At 61.5% G+C, this 25,523-nt stretch carries 19 protein-coding genes, 1 tRNA gene, 2 pseudogenes and 1 riboswitch; of the genes and pseudogenes, 12 read left to right on the forward strand and 10 right to left on the reverse strand.

Annotation, left to right across the window (positions count from 1 at the left end; translation table 11 throughout):
• Window positions 1-183: 183 nt before the first annotated feature.
• From ubiG to IGS74_RS18365, 7 genes are all read left to right on the forward strand, one after another.
• The gene (gene ubiG, locus IGS74_RS18335) at window positions 184-930 is read left to right on the forward strand and encodes a bifunctional 2-polyprenyl-6-hydroxyphenol methylase/3-demethylubiquinol 3-O-methyltransferase UbiG (RefSeq protein WP_192388083.1); all 747 of its coding nucleotides are present in this window, start codon (window positions 184-186) and stop codon (window positions 928-930) included.
• Between the two features lie 92 nt (window positions 931-1,022).
• Window positions 1,023-1,496, forward strand: coding sequence for a hypothetical protein (locus IGS74_RS18340; protein WP_192388085.1), 474 nt, complete (start codon window positions 1,023-1,025; stop codon window positions 1,494-1,496).
• A gap of 83 nt (window positions 1,497-1,579) precedes the next feature.
• Window positions 1,580-4,789 (forward strand): helicase-related protein, encoded by a 3,210-nt coding sequence (locus tag IGS74_RS18345; RefSeq protein ID WP_246723179.1) that lies wholly within the window; start codon window positions 1,580-1,582, stop codon window positions 4,787-4,789.
• A gap of 10 nt (window positions 4,790-4,799) precedes the next feature.
• The gene (locus IGS74_RS18350) at window positions 4,800-5,114 is read left to right on the forward strand and encodes an RNA-binding S4 domain-containing protein (protein WP_052195118.1); all 315 of its coding nucleotides are present in this window, start codon (window positions 4,800-4,802) and stop codon (window positions 5,112-5,114) included.
• 161 nt (window positions 5,115-5,275) lie between these two features.
• On the forward strand, window positions 5,276-5,614 hold the full coding sequence (gene fdxA, locus IGS74_RS18355; RefSeq protein ID WP_039196201.1) for a ferredoxin FdxA: 339 nt from the start codon (window positions 5,276-5,278) through the stop codon (window positions 5,612-5,614).
• Window positions 5,615-6,085: 471 nt separating this feature from the next.
• Window positions 6,086-6,661, forward strand: a complete 576-nt coding sequence (locus IGS74_RS18360; RefSeq protein ID WP_039196203.1) for a CarD family transcriptional regulator — start codon at window positions 6,086-6,088, stop codon at window positions 6,659-6,661.
• A 488-nt stretch (window positions 6,662-7,149) separates the two neighbouring features.
• Window positions 7,150-8,016, forward strand: coding sequence for an RNA polymerase factor sigma-32 (locus tag IGS74_RS18365; RefSeq protein WP_039196205.1), 867 nt, complete (start codon window positions 7,150-7,152; stop codon window positions 8,014-8,016).
• Window positions 8,017-8,078: 62 nt separating this feature from the next.
• On the opposite strand, the gene IGS74_RS18370 is transcribed toward IGS74_RS18365, so the two are convergent.
• From IGS74_RS18370 to thiB, 4 genes are all read right to left on the reverse strand, one after another.
• Entirely contained in the window at window positions 8,079-9,626 is a 1,548-nt protein-coding gene (locus IGS74_RS18370; RefSeq protein ID WP_246722686.1) for a M48 family metalloprotease, read from the reverse strand.
• Window positions 9,627-9,794: 168 nt separating this feature from the next.
• Window positions 9,795-10,508: an ATP-binding cassette domain-containing protein gene (locus tag IGS74_RS18375; RefSeq protein ID WP_192388087.1), complete on the reverse strand. Its 714-nt coding sequence runs from the start codon at window positions 10,506-10,508 to the stop codon at window positions 9,795-9,797.
• Window positions 10,505-12,079, reverse strand: a complete 1,575-nt coding sequence (thiP, locus tag IGS74_RS18380) for a thiamine/thiamine pyrophosphate ABC transporter permease (RefSeq protein WP_192391877.1) — start codon at window positions 12,077-12,079, stop codon at window positions 10,505-10,507. Before thiP ends, IGS74_RS18375 begins: the two co-directional genes overlap by 4 nt.
• 13 nt (window positions 12,080-12,092) lie before the next feature.
• Window positions 12,093-13,112: a thiamine ABC transporter substrate binding subunit gene (gene thiB / locus IGS74_RS18385; RefSeq protein ID WP_192388089.1), complete on the reverse strand. Its 1,020-nt coding sequence runs from the start codon at window positions 13,110-13,112 to the stop codon at window positions 12,093-12,095.
• Between the two features lie 42 nt (window positions 13,113-13,154).
• Window positions 13,155-13,256, reverse strand: a riboswitch (TPP riboswitch).
• A 48-nt stretch (window positions 13,257-13,304) separates the two neighbouring features.
• Between thiB and IGS74_RS18390 the strand changes: the two genes are divergently transcribed.
• Together IGS74_RS18390 and IGS74_RS18395 are read left to right on the forward strand one after the other, a co-directional pair.
• Window positions 13,305-13,940 (forward strand): thiamine diphosphokinase, encoded by a 636-nt coding sequence (locus IGS74_RS18390; RefSeq protein WP_192388091.1) that lies wholly within the window; start codon window positions 13,305-13,307, stop codon window positions 13,938-13,940.
• A 62-nt stretch (window positions 13,941-14,002) separates the two neighbouring features.
• Window positions 14,003-14,079 (forward strand) — tRNA-Arg (locus IGS74_RS18395).
• A gap of 149 nt (window positions 14,080-14,228) precedes the next feature.
• On the opposite strand, the gene IGS74_RS18400 is transcribed toward IGS74_RS18395, so the two are convergent.
• The 3 genes and pseudogenes from IGS74_RS18400 to IGS74_RS18410 form a co-directional block, all read right to left on the reverse strand.
• On the reverse strand, window positions 14,229-17,189 hold the full coding sequence (locus IGS74_RS18400) for a glycosyltransferase (protein WP_192388093.1): 2,961 nt from the start codon (window positions 17,187-17,189) through the stop codon (window positions 14,229-14,231).
• Window position 17,190: 1 nt separating this feature from the next.
• Window positions 17,191-18,123 carry an NAD-dependent epimerase/dehydratase family protein gene (locus tag IGS74_RS18405; protein ID WP_192388095.1) on the reverse strand — a complete coding sequence of 311 codons (933 nt, stop codon included), beginning with the start codon at window positions 18,121-18,123 and terminating at the stop codon, window positions 17,191-17,193.
• Window positions 18,124-18,296: 173 nt separating this feature from the next.
• Window positions 18,297-18,830, reverse strand: a pseudogene (locus IGS74_RS18410) (integrase core domain-containing protein); the annotation flags it as partial.
• A 360-nt stretch (window positions 18,831-19,190) separates the two neighbouring features.
• On the opposite strand from IGS74_RS18410, the gene IGS74_RS18415 reads away from it, so the two are divergent.
• Entirely contained in the window at window positions 19,191-19,991 is an 801-nt protein-coding gene (locus tag IGS74_RS18415) for an APH(3'') family aminoglycoside O-phosphotransferase (RefSeq protein ID WP_192391878.1), read from the forward strand.
• Window positions 19,992-20,456: 465 nt separating this feature from the next.
• On the opposite strand, the gene IGS74_RS18420 is transcribed toward IGS74_RS18415, so the two are convergent.
• The 3 genes from IGS74_RS18420 to IGS74_RS20355 form a co-directional block, all read right to left on the reverse strand.
• The gene (locus IGS74_RS18420; protein ID WP_192388098.1) at window positions 20,457-21,485 is read right to left on the reverse strand and encodes a CNNM domain-containing protein; all 1,029 of its coding nucleotides are present in this window, start codon (window positions 21,483-21,485) and stop codon (window positions 20,457-20,459) included.
• Window positions 21,482-22,861 (reverse strand): hemolysin family protein, encoded by a 1,380-nt coding sequence (locus tag IGS74_RS18425; RefSeq protein ID WP_206688189.1) that lies wholly within the window; start codon window positions 22,859-22,861, stop codon window positions 21,482-21,484. The genes IGS74_RS18420 and IGS74_RS18425 overlap by 4 nt, the downstream gene beginning before the upstream one ends.
• A 549-nt stretch (window positions 22,862-23,410) precedes the next feature.
• A complete protein-coding gene (locus tag IGS74_RS20355; protein WP_246723228.1) occupies window positions 23,411-23,587 on the reverse strand; it encodes a hypothetical protein in 177 nt (58 codons plus the stop codon).
• On the opposite strand from IGS74_RS20355, the pseudogene IGS74_RS18430 reads away from it, so the two are divergent.
• Window positions 23,519-24,072 (forward strand): annotated as a pseudogene (locus IGS74_RS18430) (site-specific integrase); the annotation flags it as partial. The gene IGS74_RS20355 and the pseudogene IGS74_RS18430 overlap by 69 nt on opposite strands.
• A 397-nt stretch (window positions 24,073-24,469) precedes the next feature.
• Window positions 24,470-25,471, forward strand: a complete 1,002-nt coding sequence (glsA, locus tag IGS74_RS18435; protein WP_192388100.1) for a glutaminase A — start codon at window positions 24,470-24,472, stop codon at window positions 25,469-25,471.
• The last annotated feature ends 52 nt before the right edge of the window (window positions 25,472-25,523 follow it).

The raw sequence follows: 25,523 nt of genomic DNA on the forward strand, positions 1-25,523 counted from the left end.
TCCGACAGCCCGAGGCCGCCGAAAAGTTGAAAACGACACGCGACGCCGGACCTCATTCGAAGTCCGGTCCGCGAAAGCGCCGCTCAGTAACCGAAATTACGGCTTGCTGCAAGAAGCCTCCGGTTGACTTGCCGGACGGCACGGCCCATCCACCTAACCTCTACGATGGCAGGCGGAGGCATGATGTCCGACAACAAGGCGACGACGATCGACGCGGCGGAGGTCGAGCGTTTCTCCCGGCTGGCCGCCGAATGGTGGAACCCGCATGGCAAGTTCCGGCCGCTGCACAAGTTCAATCCCGTCCGTCTCGAATGGATCCGCGACGAGATCGTGCGGCATTTCGGCCGCGATGCGCTGGCACCGCTTCCGCTGTCCGGCCTGCGCATCCTGGATATCGGCTGCGGCGGGGGCCTCGTCTGCGAGCCGCTGGCCCGGCTGGGCGCCGACATCACGGGCGCCGATGCCAGCGCCACGAATATCGAGGTCGCCCGCCTGCATGCCTCGCAAGGCAACCTCGCCATCGACTATCGCGCCACGACGGCCGAGGCACTGGCTGAGGCGGGCGAAAGCTACGACATCGTCCTGGCGCTGGAGATCGTCGAGCACGTCTCCGACGTTCCGTTCTTCCTGACCACCTGCGCGGGCATGGTGCGGCCCGGCGGATTGATGGTGGTCGCCACCATCAACCGCACGATGAAGGCCCTGGCGCTGGCCATCGTGGGTGCGGAGTACGTTCTGCGCTGGCTGCCGCGCGGCACCCATTCCTACGAAAAACTCGTTCGCCCCGAGGAAATCGCGCGGCCCCTGGAAGCCGCCGGCCTGACGCTGGCGGCACGCACCGGCGTCGCCTACACGCCGCTGGCCGACAGATGGCGTGCGACCTCCGACATGGACGTCAACTACATGATGTCCGCCACCCGCCCGGCTTGACGCCGCGCACTGGAAATCTGAAATGCAGTCTGATAGTTGAAGCTGAGATCGGCGGTCATATTAATGGCCGCCCGGACTGCGGGAACCGTCGAATGACCTCGTCTGCATCGCGTAAAACCGTGTCCCGGCCCGAAGGCAGGGTTCTGGCGTTCCCCGCCTGTCCGACGTCGTCGCGCATCATGCCGGGGCCGGATACGCTGGACGATTCCCAGCGCATGGAGCTCGATCGCCTGCGGTGGCTTGCCCTGCGCAGCCGGCTTGCGCCGAAGCCGAACCTCGAAAAGGCGTGTTTCCTGCTCGCTGCGGGGCGCGAGGCGTCCCTGGAGCGCTATTCCGTCTGTTTCTTCCGCGGCCTCGCCGATCATGCCCGCCGCGACATGGAAATCTACCGTCCCGGTGCCCGGGCGGTCAGCGACGACGAGACATGGCTGCTGCGCCTGATGGCCGCATGGCGCCGGAACGAGCCGCGTGCCGCGTCCGCGCTCGTCGCATGGCGCGTGGAGCCTTCGCACCAGCGTTGGCTGCGCTTCCTGTCCGAGGGCCTGTCCGCCGCGCTGGATGCCTGAAACCTGTTGACGGTCGTCGCACGCACCACGGGGTGATTGCGTTACGGCCGTCCATGTCCCAACTATCGGGTGACATGATGGACATGCGCCCGATCAACACCAGACCGCCTGCCCGGCCCGAGCGCTTCGACGCGACCGGTGTCAAAGCGGTTCTCGGACCCACCAACACCGGCAAGACGTGGCTCGCGATCGAGCGGATGGTTGCCCATTCGTCGGGCGTGATCGGCCTGCCCCTGCGTCTCCTGGCGCGGGAGGTGTATCAACGCGTCGTCGACCGGGTCGGCGTCGGGGCGGTGTCGCTGATCACCGGCGAAGAAAAGATCAAGCCGCCGAATGCCCGCTACTCAGTCTGCACCGTCGAGGCGATGCCTGTGGATTCGGGAGCGGCCTTCGTCGCGATCGACGAGGTGCAACTGGCAGGCGACCTGGAGCGCGGCCATGTCTTCACCGACCGGATCCTGCACATGCGCGGCCGCGAGGAGACGCTGCTCCTTGGCTCCGCGACCATGCGCGGCGTGTTGGAAAGATTGATGCCGGGCATTGCGGTGCAGACGCGACCGCGCCTGTCGCAACTTCTCTATGCCGGCTCCAAGAAGATCACCCGCCTGCCACGCCGCAGCGCCATTGTCGCCTTTTCAGCCGACGAGGTCTACGCCATCGCGGAGCTGATACGGCGCCAGCGCGGCGGCGCCGCCGTGGTGCTGGGCGCGCTCAGCCCACGCACGCGCAATGCACAGGTAGAGCTGTACCAGAATGGCGACGTCGAGTTTCTGGTGGCCACCGATGCCGTGGGCATGGGCCTGAACCTCGACGTGGACCATGTCGCCTTCGCTCAGGACTGGAAATTCGACGGCTTCCAGTACCGCCAGCTCACGCCATCCGAATATGGCCAGATCGCAGGGCGCGCCGGCCGGCATGTCCGTGACGGAACCTTCGGCGTGACCGGGCAGGTCGATCCGCTGCCGCAGGAACTGGTCGAGGCGCTGGAAGCCCATCGCTTCGAGCCCCTCAAGGTGTTGCAATGGCGTTCGCGGCAGCTCGACTTCTCGTCCTGCGAGGCGCTGCGCCAGAGCCTGGACGCGGCGCCTGCCGTGCCCGACCTGACCCGCAGCCTTCCTTCCGTCGATCAGCGGGCTCTGGGCCTCCTGGCCGCCGATCCCGGCATTGCCCAGATGGCCAGGGGCGCGCGCGCGGTGGAACTTCTGTGGGAAGCCTGCAAGCTTCCCGACTATCGGCGAATCGCTCCGGCCCAGCATGCGGACATCATCGCCTCCATCTACCGCGACCTGATCGGACGGGGCCATGTCGCCGAAGATTACATGGCGGCGCAGGTCCAGAGGGCCGACTTCACCGAAGGCGATATCGATGCGCTGTCGCGGCGGATCGCGGAAATCCGCACCTGGACCTATATTTCGCACCGGCCCGGATGGCTTGCCGATCCGTCACACTGGCAGGAAAAGACGCGCGCGATCGAGGACAGGCTGTCCGACGCGTTGCACGAGCGGTTGACGAAACGCTTCGTAGACCGCAGGACAAGCGTCTTGATGAGGCGGCTGAGAGAGAACGCATTCATGGAAGCTGAGATCGGCGGCGACGGCAAGGTGCTCGTGGAGGGACACCATGTAGGCGAGCTGCAGGGGTTCAGGTTCACGCCGGACGCCAAATCCGACGGCCCCGATGCGAAGGCCGTACGCGCCGCGGCGCAGAAGGCCCTGTCCGGGGAATACGACAACCGGGCGGAGCGCTTCGCGAACGCACCCAATGGCGATTTCGCCCTCGGCTCGGATGGCCTACTGCGATGGCTGGGGGCGCCCGTCGCCGTGCTGAGCGCCGGCGACTCGCCCTTGCGTCCGCGCGTCGTGCTTCTGGCCGACGACCAGTTGGCCGGCGCCCAGCGCGACAAGGTGCAGGCGCGCGCCGAGCGTTATGTCACCTACCAGGTTTCGACCGTGCTCAAGCCGCTGGTGGACCTGGAGGCCGGCGAAGGCCTCGAAGGCACCGCCAAGGGCATCGCCTATCGCCTTGCCGAAAATTTCGGGATTCTGCAGAGGCGCGAAATCGCCGATGACGTCCGCAGCCTGGATCAGGACGCCCGCGCGGCCCTGCGCGCCCTCGGCGTCCGCTTCGGCGCCTATCACATTTTCCTGCCCCTTTTGGTCAAGCCGGCGCCGGCGCAGCTCATCACTCTTCTCTGGGGCATCCGCAACGACGGTCGCGACCGCCCCGGCTTCGGCGAGGTGACGCAACTTCTGGCCACCGGCCGCACCTCCGCGCCGCTGGATGCCGGCTTCGACCCCATATTCTATACGTTGTCGGGCTACCGCGTTCTCGGCCGGCGCGCGGTGCGCGTCGATATCCTGGAGCGCCTTGCCGACCTTATCCGCCCTGCCTTGGCCTGGAAGCCCGGCGTCGGAAAACGCCCGGAGGGTGCATTCGACGGCCGCGAGTTCCAGGTGACGGCGGCGATGATGTCCATTCTCGGCGCAACGCCCGACGATATGGACGAGATCCTCAAGGGTCTCGGCTATCGTGCGCGCAGCGTCGAGCAGGCCGAGGTCGAGCGCCTGGTCGCGGCGCAGGAGGCCGCATCCGCGCCGACGCTGGCCGAGCTGCCGCCCGAAGACGCGGCGATCGTCGAGGAAGCGGCGATTGCCACGCCCGCCGAGGTGGTGGCGCCCGATGAGGCAGCCGAGGCAGTCTCGCCGGGCGACGCAAGTGAGGCACAGGCTGAAACACCGCTGATGCAGCCTGCGGCGGCCGTTACCGACGAAGAAGCCATCGAGACGGTGCCGGAAGACGCTCCCGTTCCCGTCGATACCGTCCTGTCCGACAATACGCCGGCAGACACGGTTGAGGTCGCAACCGACGAGGCCGTACCGGATGACGGGGCCCCGGCCGCGACCGATGGTGCGGCGGACGCGGCCCCGGAAGAGCGCAAGCTCGTCCAGCTCTGGAAGCCGCATCGCGGCGAGGGCCGTGGCGGACGGCGCGACGATGCGCGCGCCAACCGCGGCGGCCAGCAGCAGCGACGCCGCCCCGGAGGGAATCAGGGCGCGCCGGCCGGTGCACCCGGGGAGGCCCGGCGCAACGAACGCGAGGGCCAGGAGGGTGCGCAGCAGCGCAAGCCCTGGCAGAAGGCCAAGCGTGTGGAAGGGCGTGGCAAGCCGAGGCCGGACAAGGATGAGCGCAAGCCCGCCATGCGGGAGGAAAGGCGGCCCGAACGGCAGAAGCCGATCGACCCCGACTCCCCTTTCGCCAAGCTGGCCACGCTGAGGGATATGCTCAAGAAGTAAGGTCCGGGGGATGGCGGCAGGGGAACAGCGTATCGACAAGTGGCTGTTCTTCGCGCGTGTCGTCAAATCGCGGAGCCTTGCGCAGAAGCTTGCCATTTCAGGCGCTGTTCGCGTCAATCGTGACAAGGTGGAACATGCCGCGCGCCTCGTGCGGCCGGGCGACGTCCTGACCATACGTCTGGACAGATCCGTTCGCGTGTTACGCGTGCTGACCGCCGGAGACAGGCGCGGCCCCGCCAGCGAGGCGGCCAACCTCTTCGAGGAGCTGACGTCCCCGGGCTTGTCCACCGACGCGGACGGGCAAGGGAAATCTTTATCGCGATAAGGCCTTATGGCGACAAGCTTTGCTCTTGCAACGCAACCGGCAAGGGGCTACCTCCGCCCGGCGTGGCGACCTTGCCCAAAGGCGGGATCGTCGCAGCCAGCCTCATCAACCAACCGGCGTGATCCTGACCGTCCCGCCGGTGCGTCCGGGAACAGGGTGACATGACCTACGTGGTGACTGACAACTGCATTCGTTGCAAGTACACCGACTGCGTGGAGGTTTGCCCCGTCGACTGCTTCTACGAAGGCGAGAACATGCTCGTCATTCACCCGGACGAATGCATCGATTGCGGCGTTTGCGAGCCGGAGTGCCCGGCAGAGGCGATCAAGCCCGATACGGAGCCGGGGCTCGACAAGTGGCTGCAACTCAACGCCGACTTTGCCGAGAAGTGGCCCAACATCACGATCAAGCGAGACGCGCCGGCCGATGCCAAGGATATGGATGGCGTCGAGAACAAGCTCGAGAAGTTCTTCTCAGCGGAGCCGGGCGCCGGCGACTGACAAGCTTTACGCAGGGTTGACCCGCTAACCGTTGGCCAAAGGGTGGCCCAGCCGGCATCCGGCTGACGCACTGCGGCAGATTCCAGGACGTCTCTGCCCACTCGAAGTTGAATCGAGAGCCAGGGCGCCGTTATGCGTTATCGGGCCGCATGCTGCGCGCACACCATCCCTGCATTTTCCTTGAGTTTTATGCGGAATTAGGGTATTATTTTCGCAACAGTCGAATGCTGGCTTGCTTCAACTTGCATCACCCGGCTTCGTGGCACTTCCGAAAGGCGTTTCTTCGTCACCGTTGGTTGCACTCATCCGGCTTTGGCCGGACAGGCGATCTTGGCCCCGCGAAACCCTCAACGCAGTGCAGACTGTCGTGCCATCATGAGGTGGCCCGCGCTCTAATCCGGCGACCCTGCGTGTCGTCCCCGTGCATAGCGGCACTCGAGGCCGCGCACAACAGGGAGTTTTATCAGGCGTATGAGCATTCAGAAGAAGACCTCCCAGCGTCAAGGTTTCAAGACTGGTGAAAGCATCGTCTACCCCGCCCACGGCGTCGGTCAGATCGTAGCCATCGAAGAGCAGACGGTTGCGGGGATGAAGCTCGAACTCTTCGTCATCGACTTCGAAAAAGACAAGATGCGGCTGAAGGTGCCGGTCGCCAAGGCGGAGTCCGTCGGCATGCGCAAGCTGTCCGAGACGGATTTCGTGGACAGGGCGCTGAAGGTCGTGCAGGGCCGCGCGCGCGTCAAGCGTACGATGTGGAGTCGCCGCGCCCAGGAATACGACGCGAAGATCAATTCCGGCGATCTCATTTCCATCGCCGAGGTGGTCCGCGATCTGTACCGCGCCGACAGCCAGCCGGAGCAGTCCTATTCGGAACGCCAGTTGTATGAGGCGGCCCTCGGACGCATGGCGCGCGAACTCGCCGCCGTCAACGAGGTGTCCGAGACGGAAGCCGTGCGCCTGATCGAAATCAACCTCAACAAGAGGCCGGCCCGCGCCAAGGTTGCCGAGAACGACGAAGACGAGATCGAGGCCGACGAGGCCGCCTGATCCGTCAGGGTACAAAACCCACGAGGAAGCCGGCCTCTGCGCCGGCTTTTTCTTTGCGCATGTTTCTCGCGCCCGTGTCGACGGCCCCATGTTAGCGGAAGCCGTGCGCGTGATCGAAATCAACCTCAACAGAGGCTGGCCGCGCCAAGGTTGCCGAGAACGACGAAGACGAGATCGAGGCCGACGAGGCCGCCTGATCCGTCAGGGTACAAAACCCACGAGGAAGCCGGCCTCTGCGCCGGCTTTTTCTTTGCGCATGTTTCTCGCGCCCGTGTCGACGGCCCCATGTCAATGGCGGAATAGCGCCTGCGACCATAATGACCGCCCTTGTCCCTTGCCGTGGCGACCTGGCGATCTAATTCAGAAAAAATTCCTCCTTCCGGGAACTATCGGTTGCGTGCGGGGTTCTCCTCCTGCGTGCGACGATGGGGGTGAGTGTATGAGCCTCGCGTGACACGTACTGTCAGATTTCAGCGAAAGGCTCCGAGATGAAATCCCAGTCCGCAGGCCGCGTAATGATCCGGGCGGCTATGGCCGCGCCCTATCTCCAGAGAGACGAGGAATACGAGCTCGCAGTTCGTTGGAAGGATCTGAAAGATCAGGATGCTCTTCACCGCATGACGGCCGCGCATATGCGGCTGGTGATTTCGATGGCATCCAAATTCCGTCACTTCGGCCTGTCGATGAACGATCTGATCCAGGAGGGGCATGTCGGCCTGCTTGAGGCGGCAGCACGCTTCGAGCCGGAGCGCGAGGTGCGTTTTTCCACCTATGCCACATGGTGGATCAGGGCTTCGATACAGGATTACATCCTGCGCAACTGGTCCATCGTGCGCGGCGGCACGTCCTCGGCCCAGAAGGCGCTTTTCTTCAACCTTCGTCGTCTTCGCGCACGCCTCAGCCAAGGGTCGGAGAGCCTAGCCTCGAGCGAGATGTACAGGGAGATTGCACAGGCGCTGAACGTGTCGGTGGGCGATGTGGCGCTGATGGACAGCCGCCTGTCCGGACCGGATTCCTCGCTGAACGCACCGTTGATGGAAGATGAGTCCGGCAGCGCCGACAGGCAGGATTTCCTTGTGTCGGACGCCCCGCTTCCCGACGAAATGGTCTCCAGTTCCATCGACGACGAGCGCCGTGTGATCTGGCTGACGGATGCACTCGACGTACTGTCGGACCGCGAACTGCGCATCATCCGCGAACGCCGGTTGCAGGACGACGGGGCAACGCTCGAGGCGCTCGGCAGCGAGCTCGGAATATCCAAGGAGCGCGTTCGCCAGATCGAGACACGCGCACTGGAAAAGCTGCGGGCCGCGCTCTTGGCACGCAACCCCGATCAGGCAGCCTATGTAAGCTGACGCGTCAAGGCGGCTTCAGGCAAAAGGGCGGCGTCCAGCGACGCCGCCCTTTTGTCGTGAAGCTATTCGGAAATGATCTTGTAGCGCGAGCCGGTCCGCACGCCGCCGGAATCACTCAGGCCGTTGAGAAGCCGGAACAGCTCCACCTTGCGGTCCACGCCCTGCATTCGCGCGGCAATCGATGATTCGGTATCGCCGATACCGGCCGTGACGACGCGGATGCGCAATGGCTTCAGGCCCTGGCGCTCTTCTGCCGTCATCATGCGGAAGCTCTGCGATATTTCCCGCGCGATGGGCTCCAGCCGGTTCGACGAGGCAGCCGGCATCGCAGTGAGGAACCGGTAGACCTGTCCGCCGACGCGAATGACGGTGATGTCGAAGGCATAGGCACCGCCCTGCGCCTTGGCATTGACCGCTTCGAGCCCGTGGACGCGCATCGGCTGGACGGACGCCTGGTCGAGGCCGCCGATCCACCCGCTGCGCACATAGTCCTCCAACGGCGTCCGCTCGGATACCGCGACGCCGTCGAAGCGGATCGCCGTATCCCCCGGCCCGGTCGCCAGTACCGCCTCGGCCGTGTTGTCGATGACGAAGTCCCGCGGTACGCTGAACGATATGCCGAGGCCGGGGTGGAAGAAATTGCGCTCGCGCACATAGCCTTCCGCGGCCGTGTCACCGAACAGCATTCCATCGATGCCGGTGAGATAGCGGTCCCTGTCCGCAACGCCCGTTCCCTGCCCACCGAACTCGGCGGCGTGCCGGCGCGCGAAATCGACGCGCTGCGCCGATGCCGGATGGGACGCGAGAAAATCCAGTTCCGGATTGGTCGCCTGGAAGGCGTTACGGAATCGGCTGAAGGATTCCATCGCCTCCAGGAAGCGGGCGGCTGCATAAGGATCGTAGCCGGCCCGGCCGATATGGCGGATGCCGAGGGCATCGGCTTCGAGTTCCTGGTTGCGTGAGAAGCTGGCAAGGCTCAATTGCCCCTTCGCCAGCGCCGCCTGACCGTCCTGCGGGCTGGACAGGACTTCGCTGACCACGCGCCCGGCCAGTTCCGCCGCCTGCTCCCGCTCCTGCCGCTTGATGCCGTGGTTGGCGGAAACGTGCCCCATCTCGTGGGCCAGCACGGCGGCAACCTCCGCCGAGTCGTTGGCCAGCGCCAGAAGGCCGCGCGTGACGTAGAGATAGCCGCCGGGCAAAGCGAAGGCATTGATGTTCGGCGAGTTCAACACCGTGATCGAGTAGGCCCTGGTCGGATCGTCGGAATAGGCAGCCAGGCGCCCGACGATAGCAGCAAGCGCGCGCTCCAGTTTCGGGTCCGAATAGGCGCCGCCATAGGCGGCCAGGATACGCGGATGCTGCGAGCGTCCGATCGAGGATTGCGGATCGTTGGACTGCGCACTCTCGAAGCTGATCGGCTGGCGCTGCTGGGCTGGCAGGAAACCCGTCTGGTTCGACGCGCCGGACGCCATGTCTTCCATACTGGCACCCAGCGACGTGCAGGCCGACAGCGCCAGCCCCGCCGAAAGACAGGCGAGCACGCGCCAGCCGGCGCGCCTGTCGCGCAGGCCGGCAGGATCGCCCCGTCTAACCGACATGGTGGCCGTCATGATTCCCCTAACCCCTCGTCGCGGTACTGGATTGCGCTGTATTGGTAGCGTGCCCGGCAGCACCCGCGAAAGCACCGAGGCGCAACAGGTGCGCGAATAACCGTCGATAGCCGATTGCCCGGCAAATCCGACGGAAATATGGGGGCGCACAAGCGGCGGCGCCAGGCATTACCCGGCAAGATACCCCGCCAGCACGGGGTTGGGCGGGGGGCCCAGCATCTCCGCCGTCGTGCCGATGGCGGCGATCCGCCCGTTTTCCACATAGGCGATGCGGTCGGCATGGCCGATTGCGTCGTCCGGCTGGTGTGTCACCATCAGGATCGTCAGGCCGGCCTCGCGGCGCAGGCGTGCGATCAGCGCCAGAATGTCCTGCCGCATTGCCGGCCCAAGGGCCGCGAGCGGCTCGTCCAGAAGAAGCAGCGGCCGCCGACGCACCATCGCGCGCGCCAGCGCGACGCGCTGCCGTTCCCCGCCCGACATGGCGGCCGGCAGTCGCTTGCCGAAACCGGACAGACCGACCGCGTCGAGCGCCGCAAGCGCCGACCGCCTCTCTTCCGGGCTGGCGCGCAGCGCCGTCGTCAGCCCCAGCAGCACGTTGGCCTCTGCCGTCAGGTTGGAGAACAGGTTGTTCTCCTGGAAGACGAAACTCACGGGCCTGTCGGACGGAGCCGCGGACGTCATGTCGCGACCGCCGAACAGGACCCGGCCCCGATCCGGCTGCAGAAATCCTGCCACGATGTCCAGCAGGGTCGACTTGCCCGCACCGCTGGGACCGATGATGGCCAGCCATTCTCCGGCCGCCACGCCGAGATCGAACCGGAGCGTCAGGCCCTCATGGGCAAAGGTCACGTCGTCGAGGACGAGGGCTGTCTGCGTTGTCATGGCGTCCTGTCGGTTTGCGCGCCGCGTTCGGCAAGCCACATCAAGGTCAGGCAGGTGGCGGCCAGGATCAGGGCGATGCCGGCCGCATCCGCGGTGCGATAGCTGCCCATCCGCTGCAGCAGGAGATAGGGCAGCGTCACGAGGTCCTGGCTGCCGAACAGCGCGACCACGCCGAGATCTCCGAGCGAGAGCGACAATCCGAAGGCCAACGCAAGCCCCAGCGGACGTCGCAGCGCCGGCCAGAGCACCAGCCGCCAGTAGGCCCATCCACGGATGCCCAGATGGGCGGCAAGCCGCGCGCGCTGCGCCTCCGCGCGGTCCATGGCCGGCGTGAGGACGCGCAGCATGAAGGGGACCGCCATGACCGCATTGGCGGTCACCACGACCAGCGGCGCCAGCGATGCGACCGCCGCGAATTCCCGCAGGATCAGGAACCACCCCGCGCCCACCACGATCGGTGGAACCACCAGCACGACGCTGCCGGCATAGTCGACAAGGCCGCGCCGCCTGCCCCGCCGGCCGAGGGCGAGGGCCAGCGACAGGGCAAGGCCCATTGCCGTCGCCGAGACGGCGATCGCAAGACTGGTCACCAAGGCCTGCTGCACCGCTGGCTGCAGCGCAAGCGCACGAAGATCGGAGGCGAGGCCATTCCAGAGAATGGCGCCGAACGGCGCCAGGATGAATGCAAGGCCCGTGACGATCAGGGCGGTATCGACCACGCGGGCGGCGGGGCCGTCACGATCGTAGCGGCGCGCCCGCCCCCCAAGCGACGCGATGCCGCCGTCCGACCGGCCGAGGGCGGACGACACCGCAAGCACGAGGGATACGACGACAATCTGCAGCAGCGACAGCGCCGTTACCCGGGCCGGGTCGAAATCGTAGCGAAGTGCCTGGTAGATCGCCACTTCCAGCGTCGTTGCCGATGGCCCCCCACCGAGCACCAGCACGACGGCGAAGCTGGTGACGCACAACATGAAGACGAGCGTCAGGATGCCGGGAAGACTGGCGCGAATGGCCGGCCACTCGACGAGCCGGAAGGTGGCCCTGCGCCCCATCGACAATTGCCCCGCCAGTTTCCAGCTTTCCGCCGGAATGGCCGAAAGGGCCGCGAGCATGAGGCGGGTGGCCAGCGGCATGTTGAAGAACACATGCGCGATGAGGATGCCGGTCAGGCCGTAGATGTCCAGCCGGCCGATCCCGGCCGCCGCCAGCACCGAGGACACCAGGCCCGAGCGGCCGAACACGGCGAGGATGCCGAGGGCCGCGACAAGGGTGGGCAGGGCCTGCGGCAGCAGCAGGACGCGCAGGATGAGCTGCCGGCCGGGAAAGGCCCGGCGGTGCATCGCCAGGGCCAGGGGCAAGGCGAAGACTGCCGACAGAAGCGCGGAAAGCCCCGCCTGCATCAGGGTGAAGCGAAGCACGCCGTGGACATAAGGGTCGGCCGCGACGACAGCCAAAGCAGGCCGTGCCCCGGTGGCCAGCGGCAGCGCCAGGAAAGGCGCAAGCAGCACCATGGCGATGAAGGCAAGGCCGATCGTCGCGGCCAGCCGGCGTCCGCCGCTCGGTTTCATTTGCAGGATGGCGTCAGCGGCCAATCGCCTGCAACCATTCCTGCGTCCATGCCTGCCGGTTGGCGGCGACGTCCTCGGGGTCGATCATCAGCGCCTTGGCCGGGGATACGAGTTTGCCAAAGGCGTCCGGCAGGGGCTGCGACGGCGTCACCACCGGCAAGGTCCAATTGGTCACCGGTATGAAGGATTGAACCTCCGGCGACACCAGATACTCCAGGAAGGCCTTGGCAAGGTCCGGGTGATCGGAGGTCTTGAGAATACCGGCGATCTCCACCTGCATGTATTGCCCTTCCGAGAAACGGGCGGCCTTGTAGCGCTCGCTTCCTTCTTCGACCATGTGGTAGGCCGGCGACGTGGTATAGGACAGGACGATAGGCGCCTCGCCGCTGGTGAACAGCCCGTACGCCTCGCTCCATCCCGGCGTCACCGTGAGGATACGCGGGCTCAGCGCCTTCCATTTTTCCGCGGCGGCATCGCCGTAGACGGCCTTCATCCACAGGAGCAGGCCGAGGCCGGGCGTCGAGGTGCGCGGGTCCATGATGACGATCTTCTCGTCGGCCGGCCCGGAGATCAGGGCATCGAAACTATCGGGCACGGTCGAGACGGTTTCGCTGTCGTAGACGAAGGCCAGCGGCGCATAGTCGAACGGCACGAAATCGGCATCGTCGTAGGCGACGGGCAGATCCAGCGTCGACAGGTCGATTCCCGACGGCGCGAACAGGCCGGTGGCACGCAGTTCCGGGATGAGATCGGTGGTCATCCCCAGGGCGACATCGGCCGTGGTGCCCTCGCCTTCGAGGCGCAGGCGATTGAGGATGCCGACGCCGTCGTCGAGCCCGACGAAGCGCAGGTCGCAGCCGCAGATCGCCTCGAACCCCGTCTCGATACGCGGGCCCGGCCCCCAGTCCGGCACGAAACTGTCATAGGTATAGACCGTCAGGACCGGTTTCTCCGCATCCTGCCCAAACGCTTGAGACAGGGGGGTGGTCGCCAGGGTCGCGAGAACGAGGGAGGGCAGCAGCAACGTGCGCATGAGGCATCCATGGTAGCCGGAAGGGGCAAGCGGCAGCCGGTGCCGGCGGCCATCTCCCATCCCTCCGCCGGTACGAGCCGGATCAGGTTCGTCGGGTTGGCTCTTGCCTCTCAGCCCCTGGATGGGGCACCCCGTGAGTGGACGCCATTTTAACGCCTGCCCGCGCGGGCGCAAGCGCAAGGGAACGCCGCCGTGACTTCTTTCGCCCTCTTGCTTGCAGGCGATATCAGCGCCGGTACCGCCCTGTGCGAGGCGGTCGCCGGCCGGCGCGTCATCGCCGCGGATGGCGGCTTGCGCCATGCGGCCCCGCTGGGCGTGACGCCCGACCTGATCGTCGGCGATTTCGATTCGGTCGATCCGACGACGCTGGACGCCTACCCGCTCGTGCCACGTCACGACCTTCCGCGCGACAAGGGCGAAACGGACGGAGAAACTGCGCTGCGCATGGCGGCGGAAGGGGGCGCGCGGGACTTGCTTATCGTCGGGGCGCTTGGCGGCGCACGCACCGATCACGCCTTCTCCAACCTCAACTTGGCTGTCGCCGTGGCGGACCGGTTCGACAGGCTGTGGCTCTTCGATGGACGGGAGCATGTCTTTCCGCTGGTGCCCGGCCGGACGCTCAGCTACGCCGCGCGGCCCGGCACGCAGTTCTCGGTCTGCAAGTTCTCGGCCCTTTCCGGGCTGAGCATTCGGGGCGCCAAATGGCCTCTCGACAACATCGAGCTTCCCTTCGGCTTCCTCCTCACCCAATCCAACGAAGCGCTCGGTCCGGTCGAGATCGAGATTGCGGCGGGGCGCGCCTTCGCCATTTTCAGCGCATACGAATAGTTGGGCACGGACATTTTCCACCTTTGCGGCCGGCCGCTCTTCGCCTATTGTCCGCGCCGGCTGGTCCCATAGCTCAGCAGGATAGAGCACCAGATTCCTAATCTGGGGGTCGTTGGTTCGAATCCAACTGGGATCACCATATTTTCTAGGGCGAACAAAGAGTGCGCTGCACACTTCCACCTATGTGTGGTCCCGCCATGGTCCCACTCCACTCATGGATCAACGCCTTCGGTGTGTTGCCCATCGTCATAGGTAGACAATGAACCGGGTTCTTAAAAACCATTTGCCCTAGCGTCGAGTCGCTCCTAGAACGAACCGCGACACGGCCCAAGTTGCTTGGTAAGCTTTAATAGTAACCGCCCAAAGCAGTGGGTGGCGTTGTAACCTGCGCTTCATTCCGTCAGCTATGATAAGGACCCTCCTCGATTTAAGGCGCTCCAGCTCCGCGGATTGCGCCGCAGAAGCGGCGGCGGACTGCACTGCCCCATTCGCAGATCTTGCCTCTAAGCTTTCCAGAACCGCCTTGGCCGAACGGAGATGGCGCTGCAACGATACGGCCTCGAAGCGAGATAGACCCGAGGTCACAGTTGAAATTCGCCGGTACCCTTCCCAATCTGCGTAGGTCCGGACCATAGACTTCGGACGAACGCGATACAGGCAACCTGTGCGCGGGATTATGACGATGCCGTAACCGTTCGAGACCGCTCCTAGGTAAAACGCCCAATCTTCGTATTTGGCTTTCACATGCGCGCCCCACCCGCCTAGTTCTTGAGCGAGGGGTACCCGAACACCAGAATTTGCGTGTCCGAGAACGTTGTCCGTTTGGGCAATGATCGTTCCTTCACCTAGGGGCCTGTAGGTATAGGCTTCCATCGCATCACAACGGTGAAAATCTCTACCATCGCTGAATGCCGTAAGGTACGGCACTGCGGCTACCGCTGACGGATTAGCCTCCAATGCCTTAACGATATCCCGAATCCACTCATTTAGGGGGACATCATCCGAATCAATATTCAGCAGAAATTCGGTTTTACATTCTCGCAAAGCCGTGTTGCGTGCGCCTGCGAGGCCTAGGTTTTGGCTATGACGAACAATACGGAAGGGATGAACGAGCTTTTCCGCGCATACGCGCTGCAGTGCCGCATGAGACTCAACAGTCGAGGCATCATCAACAATGATGACTTCAGCTGGACTGACCGACTGGGAATTCAGACCATCAATCAACGCTTCGACGTATGAAATCTCCGTGTTGTAAAACGGTATTAGAACCGTCGCGGTATCACTTATCTTGCTGACGTGTTCATCTCGGAGTCGATGAGACGTGTAGGGTATCTCCAAGTCCTGTCGTGCATCCAATTGGGTTGTCAGTTCGCCAACGACAAATTGAGCTTCTGACGGGTTGATTCGACAAAACTCTGATATTTTCGCAGCAACGGCCTTTTTATCGCCTTTGCAAAGACACCTCTTCCAGATGTCTCCGGAAAACATTTCTGGAACGCCGCCACTCTCCAGTGCAACCATAAGGCCACCATTCGCAACAACGTCAACTATTGCTAGAGGAAAATTGTCGGCACGATATGGTAGAACAAATAGGGTGTCACCTGCATTGCTTCGAATGTATTCGCACATCTCGAACCAGTCGAAATTCTTATACTCTTGAACCGTATACCGATCTTTCAATGATTCAATCTGTGATCGAGGATTGAAGCCTGGCACATCTGGGCCGATAAAAGCCAATTCGGTTACATTTGGGGCATTAACTTGATCGCAAGTGTCCGCTGTAAACGCATCAATAAAAATATCGAACCCCTTCATGTGCGATCGCTTGCCTACGAAAGCGACGCGCTTGATAGGAGAACGTTTTGCCGAGTTAACAATCTTACGTTCGTAGCAATACGGTTCAATGAGAACTCTTTTTGATGAAGGGCTAACACCGCTCTCTCTATACAATTGACGGAGAAACTCCGTAGGAAAGACCACAAGATCGGCAGCTTCAACAGCAATTTTTTCCTTTTGCGGGATATAAGCGTTTGAGACTCGGCTCCATTCCTCGTTTGCGTTTTCGAGATAGAAAGTATTTCCGTGGCAATGGACTACTGCTGAGATCGACGCCGGCAACAAATTCACTCGCCGCGCCTGTGAAATGCGACAGCCAATTCCGCCGTAATCCTGAAAATGCACTGTCCTAAGACCAGGTATGACCAGCATCAGCTGAAACATGCACTCCAAAGCTTGGTCTTCACGGGGCAGATGACGAACTTCGGCTTCCGAAAGCAAAAGCTCCGGCCAGATTACATTGCGCTGTCGCGCCACATCGGTGCAGCTAGGCCTTTCGATCAGAAGTACAAAAGAATTAGGAACTCGCTTAGCTTGACTAGCCACAAAGGCCCCGATGCCTCCCGATTTGTTTAAACCCGGGAACTCGGATGTGATGAGGGCGTGCGTCTCGCCTCGTACTAAGTCTAAACCAAGTTTGGCTAGCTGAGCATAATGGAACCCGGCATCGTAACGAGCCACGGCCACCGAAGTTGAGGCAACATCGTCAAATTGATTTGGATGAGCGTGGCCTGCAGTTTCCACCCTTAGCCCTGAGCAGTTCAAAAGCCCGCAAAGTTCAACTAGTGTCCATTCGCGAACGTGCGAACTGTTTTTCGGAAGACTGTTGTGGTCGATGGGAAATAGCTTTGATCGATCAGGAGTGGAGATGACTAATCGGCTCTGCTCATTTTCTGCAATAATAGACCTTAGCAAAACCAAAAGTGGGCGCGGATCTATAACATGCTCGATAACATCACTTAAAATAACAACGGTTACCTCATTAGAGGACAAAGCTGTCGCTACCTTTTCGGTATCAGACCAATCAGCAAAATTACACTCTATAAATTCTGCACTGGTGAGGTTTTCCCTCGCCGTCGCCAAAGAAGCATGATAGTCAACAGCTACAACCTTAACGTTCAGATCCTTGACGATATGACCAAGCTTGTGACCGTTCCCACAGCCTAAATCTATTACTCGCTGCGCCCCAATCTTGAGAATAAGCTCCTTTGCCTTATGATAAACATCAGCCTGCCAAACAACATTTGTCTGCGGATTATCATCAAATATGTGATTGAAAGTCCGCTGAGCCCCGCCACAGCCATAATTTTTCTCGCTCGAAACTTCGTCAAGCGAAAATGAGAAGTCTTCTATCCTGCCATCAAAATCCACTATGCCCTTGTTGCGAGGCATGACAAAATTTGTACGCAGCATCTTATTTTACTCCTGAAGCATTACGCCTATTAAGCCAGTTGACGGTTTGTACGATCCCGTCGCGTAACGATACGCTTGGCGTCCACCTTGTTTCCCGCTGCAATCTGCTGGTGTCCAGAATGTTGCTCCTAACGTCGAAAGCGCGAGCTGGAACAAACTCAATCTCCGGCTCAATCTTGCATTCCCTAGCGACCGCACTAACAATGTCTAGTATCGTGTGGCCTTGGCCACCGACGCCCACATTGAAGCATCGCTCAATACCTTGGTAGCCCAAAATACACGACACTGCATCGCTTACATCGTCGACAAATATATAGTCTCTTACATTTTTTCCGTCGCCAAAAACTTGAACTTTTTTTGTTGAAATTATTTTATTGTATACATTTGGAATTAATCCCTGTTGCTTAATTCCAAGCTGATATGGGCCATAAGGATTTGAAATACGAAGAATATATCCTGCAATTCCGTACAAGTGCTCGAAGATGCTTACATATTTCTCAATCATTAATTTGTTGACGCCGTAAGCTCCAATTGGGTTAGTCGGGTGACTCTCATTTATGGGACTACTAAGGGGCGTTCCGTAGACCGTGCCCCCAGATGAGAAAAATACTATCTTTCTCACGCCGCTCGCGCGGGCAGCTTCTAGGAGGCGGATGGTACCCACCACGCTACGGGTAACGTCCGCGGCCATCTCGACGTTTGCAGCCGGCGGAAAGGTAGCGTGGATTGAATGAATTATCACGTCAGCGCCTTGTAAAGCGGTCGCTACAACGGTTTCATCATTGAAATCGCCTTGGATAATCTCCGCCCCAACCAACGCCCGAGAGTCCACGAAATGGCGACCAAATGCCCTCACTTCGTAGCCTTGAGAAACGAGCTTTCGGCAGACATTCGTTCCGATGAACCCGCCGCCTCCAAGTACCACCGCCCTCATATGTAAGCGCCTTTATTCAGAGTCTCGCTGCGTGGTTTGCTACACGCGAGCACTCTGCGGCAGCAACCTATGGTGGCACGCCTACCATCTAACCCGTTCTGCTGGAAGGGACAGGGCAATACGGAAGCCCCGCCTATCCGCAGTCGAACTTCACTTGACGTGCCACTGAACCTTCATCCAGCGGCGCTTAGAGTCTCGTCCGTTTCTGTTACGCCCTGCGGCGCGGGTTGAGCAACCGGAGTGCCGGTTGCGGCGAGAAGCCCGGCGAAAGCTGCCGGGGTTTGATAGCCGAGCGAGGAGTGCGGTCTCGTCGTATTGAAATCCTCCACCCATTCGGCGATGGCGCTACGGGCATGGTCGAGGCCGAAGAACAGGCTCTCGTTCAGGAGCTCATCGCGCATCCGCCCGTTGAAGCTCTCGACGTAGCCGTTCTGCATCGGCTTGCCGGGCGCGATGTAGTGCCACTCGACGCGATGATCCTTCGACCAGGCTAGGATCGCGTTCGAGGTGAACTCCGTGCCGTGATCGGACACGATCATCCCTGGTTTACCGCGACGAGCGATCAGGTCGGTCAGTTCGCGCGCGACACGACGGCCAGAGATCGAGGTGTCGGGGATTGCAGCCAGGCATTCTCGCGTCACGTCATCGACGATGTTCAGCACCCGGAAGCGCCGCCCGCAGGCAAACTGGTCATGCACGAAGTCCAGCGGTAAGCATTGTGGTTCCGGTCTGAAACCGCGCTCTCCAAACGAGTCGGAAAGGTGCGGGGCCTAGTGTTTAAACCTCAATGATTTCAATGGTACCTTTCATCCCCGCACCTTATATAAACCGTTGATTTTAAACATTCTTGACATTTCAACTGGGATCACCATTCCTGTTCAATGTGATCTGTCAGATATTTCTGGCTTTCCGTCAGATTTCTGACCCGATCGGCCCCTCTGTCGGACTCAGGTCATCGACGCCAAGAGCCCATAGCGGACATTGAAGTCCAGCGATCTCAAACCTATGGTAGATTGGCGGCCAAACAGGCTGTTGCAGGTTTTGGGAGTTTCGCGAAAGGTGTTTATCTGCATTTAGCATACGAGTTACTTGAAGATTCGCGCGCGTGGGTTCCCGTCCGAAGCGGGGAGTCCGGCAATTTCATCTATCGCCGCGACGATGGGCTTGCCTATGCAAAGATTGCATCGCCCGCGCGAGTGGCTGATCTTGCCGACGAACGGGACCGCCTCACTTGGCTGCACGGCCGAGGTATCGCCTGCCCCGAGGTCATCGACTGGCGAGCGACGGAGAAAGGGGCTTGCCTGACGATGACGGCAATCCCCGGAGTGGCGGCGGTCGATCTGTCGGGGGCCGACCTACTCAAAGCGTGGCCTTCAATGGCGCAGCAGCTTGGTGTTCTGCACAGCCTGCCGGTTGTCCAATGCCCGTTCGAGCGCAGGTTGTCGCGGATGTTCGCTAGCGCCGTGGATGTAGTGTCCCGCAACGCCGTCAATCCCGACTTCCTGCCTGACGAGGACAAGAACATACCACTACAGGAACTCCTGGCGCGGGTGGAGCGAGGGCTGCCGGTTCGGCTCGACCAAGAGCGCGCCGATATGGTCGTCTGTCACGGCGATCCTTGTATGCCCAATTTCATAGTGGACCCTCGTAGCCTGCAATGTGCCGGGGTGATCGACTTGGGGCGGCTCGGAACCGCAGACCGCTACGCTGATTTGGCACTTATGGTTGCCAACGCCGGGGAGAGCTGGACAACCCCGCATGAAGCGGAGCGCGGCTTCACCATCCTGTTCGACATATTGGGAATCAGCGCGCCAGATCGGGAGCGCCTTGCCTTCTATCTGCGCCTCGACCCGCTGACGTGGGGCTGATGTCGCGGAAATCCTAAAACTTGCAACAGATCGACGGCCCCCGGAAAATCAGGGATTCTCGTGTCGCATATCTTAGTCGCATTGTTCTTACCACTTGTGACAAGACGGGCGGCAGGGTCTGCTTGGAGTGAACGACCGCTTCGTCCTGCATAGCAGACGCCCGATAGGGCAATGCTCCGCTGCGGCCTGGCCAACTGGCCCTTGGTCATCCCGAAGACGTTCATTGCCGAACCACCACCTTTCATCCATTTGGATTTAACGAAGCCCTGGCCCTTACCGGGTATGTCGAAAGCCTTCACGTAGGACGGCCGTAGCGCTTCCTCGATTTCGCGCCGAACCTGTCCCGCAAAGCCTCGACATAGGCGGGATCCCGGAGGTCTTCGGCGGGAAGTTCGCTGGGCGCGACAGGTTGCGCCGAGAGCGGGTTTTCGGCAAGATTCAGGGCATACCGGGGAGAGGCTTAATCTACTCTTCAAGAGCCTCGACAGCGGCCTGACCCTTTGGCAGCACCCTGTTTAGGATGTCCGCCAGCGTGACCGCGCCCACTACCCGGTTGTCTTTCGTGACGACGGCCAGCTGAACACTTGCTTCGCGCATGCGCGCGAGCGCTTCATAGACCGGCGTATCGAATGTCAGTACGAAGGCAGGTTTCGCGTGGTCTTTCAGAAGCTCTCCGCCGTCGACAAGAAGCGTGTCGCGAAAATGTACCACCGACGGAAGGCCGGTGTTCGACAACAACAGAAGCCGGGTCTGATTGGTTGCCAGAGCGATTGCCCTTGCATCGGCTATCGTCGCATCGGGATGTACGGTCCTAAATGGGGTTCCGCTTAGCACATCGGATAACGGTGTCGAGCCGAGGTCTATCAGGCCGGAGAGCTGATTTTCCAGATGGGGCTCCAGCGCGCCGACTTCGGCCGAGTGTGCGACCAACTGTCGTATGGTCGCGGCGTCGCGCCCCCCCACGGCAATACTTTCGACGGGTTTAACGCCACTTGCCTCCACCAGACGGTTCGCGCTTTGATTGATCCAGTTCAATAGCGGCCGCAGCGGCCAGATATAAGCGCGCGCTAGCACTCCGACGGCCATGGCAGACCGCTCCGGGTGCGCGATCGCCCACGATTTCGGCGCCATTTCGCCAATGACCAGATGCAGGAACGTCACCACGAACAAGGCCAGCGCGAACGCTAGGCCACCCGCCGCCCACGGGGGCAGGCCCCATGCCAGCAGCACCGGCCCGAGTGCTGCATCAACGGCAGGTTTCGTGATTGCCCCTAGTACGAAGGTGCACAGCGTGATGCCGAGTTGCGCACCGGCAAGCATCAGGGTCAGATCGTTCATGCCGCGCAAGGCGGCGCGAGCCGGCAAGCTGGTAGCTGCCACCTCCTCCAGTCGGTGCCGCCGCGCGCCGAGAAGCGCAAATTCAATGATGACGAAGAAGGCGCTGAGGACGATCAGCGCAACCGTCGCAAGCATGACAAGGAGCGGGTCGGTCATCGGACGTATTCCCCGTTCCGGTCTTCCACGAGCCTCACACGCAGCTTTGTCGGCACATGGCGTTCGACTTCAAGAATGTCGATGACGAGCTTACGGTCTGTCACTTGATCCATTGCGAATTCCGCAGGACCAACAGGTAACGCAACGCTGATGGTGCTGCCCTTCTCGGGCAGCATCCCGTGTACTCCAATCACCAGCCCGGCAATCGTTTCCGTATCGACCTCTGGCAGATCCTCGCCGATCGTCCGAGCAATCTCATCGAGATGCACATCGCCGTCCATCGTCCAGACGTTTAAACCTTCGGCAACAATTGAATTCCGCACATCGGTGTCATGCTCGTCGGTTATCTTACCGACGATCTCCATTGCAATATCCTCGACGGTTAAGGCCCCGACGAAGCTGCCATATTCGTCCACAGCGCATGCCATGCGGCTGTTTTCCCTCTGCAGCAACGAAAGCGCCATAGGTAACGGCATCACCTCAGGTATGATGAGCACGTCTTTCATCGCCTCGGAGACAGGCGCGTCCAAGCGCCCCTGCTCCAGATATCGGAGAACGTCGGCGAGTTCGATCACGCCGACAGGGTTCTCATTGCTGTCGAGAACGGGATAGCGGGTGTGTCCCTCCGCCATGAGCTGGCGCATATCCCCCAGCGTCATGTCCGGCCGGACCCAGTCCACGTGCGGCCGTGGGATCATCGCATGCTCTACATTCTGACGAGGAAATTCGAGGATACGATCCATCATTAGGGAGAGATCGGTCGGCAAGTTGCCGCTTTCGCGTGAATCGGCGATGATATGAGCAAGGTCGTCGGCGGAAGCGCTGACATCGAGGTCATGGACCGGTTCGACCTTGATCAACCGAAGGAACAGGTTCGCCGACCGGTCGAAAAAGCTGATCAGCCAGCCGAAAACTGCAAGGTACACGATTGTGGAGTTGGCGAGCGCCCGCGACAGATGCGCCGAGTGCGCAATCGCGAGATTTTTGGGATAAAGTTCCCCGAAGATCATCTGGATAAGTGTTGCGCCAACAAGCGTCGAAATTGTTCCGACGGCAATGCCGATCTCGGCCGGGATGCCGACGCCACCAAGAAGTGTGCCAATTGAGCGGCCGACCAACGGCTCTGCCACATAACCGACGAGCAGCCCGGTGACCGTGATGCCAAGCTGCGCCCCCGACAGCATGAAACTCGTGCGCTTGGTAACGGAAAGCGCTCGTTCTGCAGCAGCATCGCCAGCCGCAGCGTCCGCCGCCAGCCGTGTGCGGTCGACCGCCATGTAAGCGAATTCCTGGGCAACAAAATATGCGTTGGCGGCGATGATTGCCAGAACTGCGATAATTCCGATCACCAGAAGTAGTACTGATTCTATGGCCAAGACCATCCTTTGCAGGTTCCGGCATCGCGGAACTTGTCTTCCTCGCTCGTCCGCGCAGAAATAACGCAGCGCAATACCGTTAGCGCCATCGTGCAACATCGTCAAAAGGCGGCCTAGCCTCTGGGAGTTGAGCGTATCCGGATGTGAAGATTGACCTGGACGCCGGCGAGCGGTGGTTGTGCACCGAGACAGAGGCGGTTGCAGCTGGGTGGCGAGAGGTGCGGAGGTGATCTGCCAACGACTAATTCCAGATTCGACTGATGATCCAACTGAAAATTTGCGCAACGGTCACCACCGCGCCTAACGCTGTGCACATAGCGGCTATCACTCTAGCCTTCCTAGGTTCCAGCAAACGGTCGATCATATTTAGTAGTCCGCTACCGGCGCTGAGCTTCTTCTGCTTCGCCGGTGATAGCCCTGCCGCCATCCAGATGTGCACCCGCTCCCGCCTGAAGCGGTCCGTACAGCGCACCCGGCGAAGCTGCTTCTCGTTCACTGTGCGCACCACACACCAGCCAAAGTCGAGGGTAGGGCCTATGTGATCACCGCTCAATTCGCCAATCCCGGCTCGCTGGCGTCGATCATGCGAGCTAGATGATCGAATGCCTCCTGCCAGGCGTTCGTCGCATCGTGGTCAACCATGGCCTTCATCTCGCGCGGGAATCCGAACTGCGCGGATTGCGTTGGCAGGACGTCGACCTCGAAAAAGGCCGCTTGCGCGTCCATAGTGCGCAGATCGTTATGCCGACATTGGCAGGCCCAAGTCCCTCTCAGGCGAGCGCACGGTCCCTGCCCCGCCCATGGTGGTGAACGCCTTGAAGGAATGGAAGCTGGCATGCCCCAAGAGTGACGCAGGGCTCGTCTTCCCAAACGGAGTCGGCAAGGTCGAGGCACTGAACAATCTACTGCGGCGGGACGTACACCCTGCATGGGTGCAGGCCGGCGTGGCTGTCGATACGGGCGAGGTCGACGAGAAGGGCAACGCCATCATGGCGCCGCGCTACACGGGCCTGCATTGCCTCCGGCACTGGTTCGCGAGCTGGTGCATCAATCGCCGGGAAGATGTTGGCCTTGGACTACCTCCGAAATCGGTCCAGGAGCGCATGGGGCATTCAACGATTGCGTTGACGATGGATCGATATTCGCACCTGTTCCCGCGCGAGAATGAAGCTGATGAGATGGCCGACGCAGAGCGCGCCTTTCTCGCCTGAGCACGACATTGATGCGACAAGGAACGGCTCAAGCCCTGCGAGATAGGGGTTCGGCCCGGCTTCCTAGGCTGGGGGTCGTTGGTTCGAATCCAGCTGGGATCACCATTCGAAATCAACAGCTCGATTTTATCGCTCAGTGAAGCCGCCTGCGAAAAGGTGCCACTTACCCTTTCGTCTTCATTGGTGCGTGGCCCAGCGGTTTTGTGTGCCAAGCTCGGCGCATGGTCACCGTCGTCACGCGTCTTCCGCGTCTTCCGCGTCTTCCGCGTCGGAGGTACGCGTAGTCGAGCATACCTAAATATCTTCACAAGTATAATTGACTTCGCATCGATATGCGACATTATTGCCCAGTCTTACGCGGTTGATGTCGAATACTGGCTATGATTGGGGGGCGAAGATGGATCTTCTCGATCCGCTGGTTGATCCCGCAGAAAGCTTTGTTTCCACCGGTGACCTGCCCCCGCCCGGCCGCGTTGCAAGCCTTGTCGACGAGGCACATCGACGCTTTGATCCTGTTGCCCTGGGGCAGGTTTCGAACGTTTATCCAGCGCTGGCGCGCGTGCCGTCGGACCTGTTCGGCATTTGCGTCGTAGGCACCGATGGCAGGGTGCACGCGGTCGGCGACGCCGAGCACGAATTTACCATCATGAGTGTTTCCAAGCCATTCCTGTTCGCGCTCATCTGCGACAGGATTGGTCCCACCGGTGCGCGCGAGCGCCTCGGCATGAACGCCACCGGTTACGCCTTCAACTCCGCCATCGTTGCCGAGCGTTCGCCCGGCGGGCGTACCAACCCGATGGTGAACTCCGGCGCCATCGCTGCCACCAGCCTGGTACCGGGCGACGATGTGGAAGGGAAATGGCGTTTCATCCGGGATGGGCTTTCGCGGTTTGCCGGCCGCGATCTCGCCGTGAATGACGAGGTCTATCAATCGGCCTCGGAAACCAACTTCCGCAACCGCAGCCTGGCCTGGATGCTGCAAGGCCTTGGCGGTATCTACAGCGACCCCATGGAAGCGGTAGACCTTTACACGCGGCAATGCTCGCTCGATGTCAGCGCCCGTGACCTTGCCGTGATGGGCGCGACCCTGGCGGATGGTGGCTTCAATCCATTGACACGTGAGCAGGTGGTGAAGCCGGATGTTTGCCACTACGCGCTGGCGGCGATGCTGACTGCCGGTATGTACGAGACGTCGGGCGACTGGCTCTACGAAATCGGTCTGCCCGGCAAAAGCGGCATCGGCGGCGGCATCGTCACCGTATCGCCCGGCAAGGGCGGGCTGGGCACCTTCGCCCCGCTGCTCGATGCGGCCGGCAACAGCGTGAAGGGGCAACTGGTTGCCCAATTCCTTTCGCAGAGACTTGGACTCGATTTGCTGGTTTCCGTGCCGAAGAAATAAGGCCCACGCGCCCTGGGGGGAAGCGATGACGCAAGCGATGGATGACGGCTCA

The organism is Aureimonas sp. OT7, assembly GCF_014844055.1.
Classification (GTDB): domain Bacteria; phylum Pseudomonadota; class Alphaproteobacteria; order Rhizobiales; family Rhizobiaceae; genus Aureimonas; species Aureimonas altamirensis_A.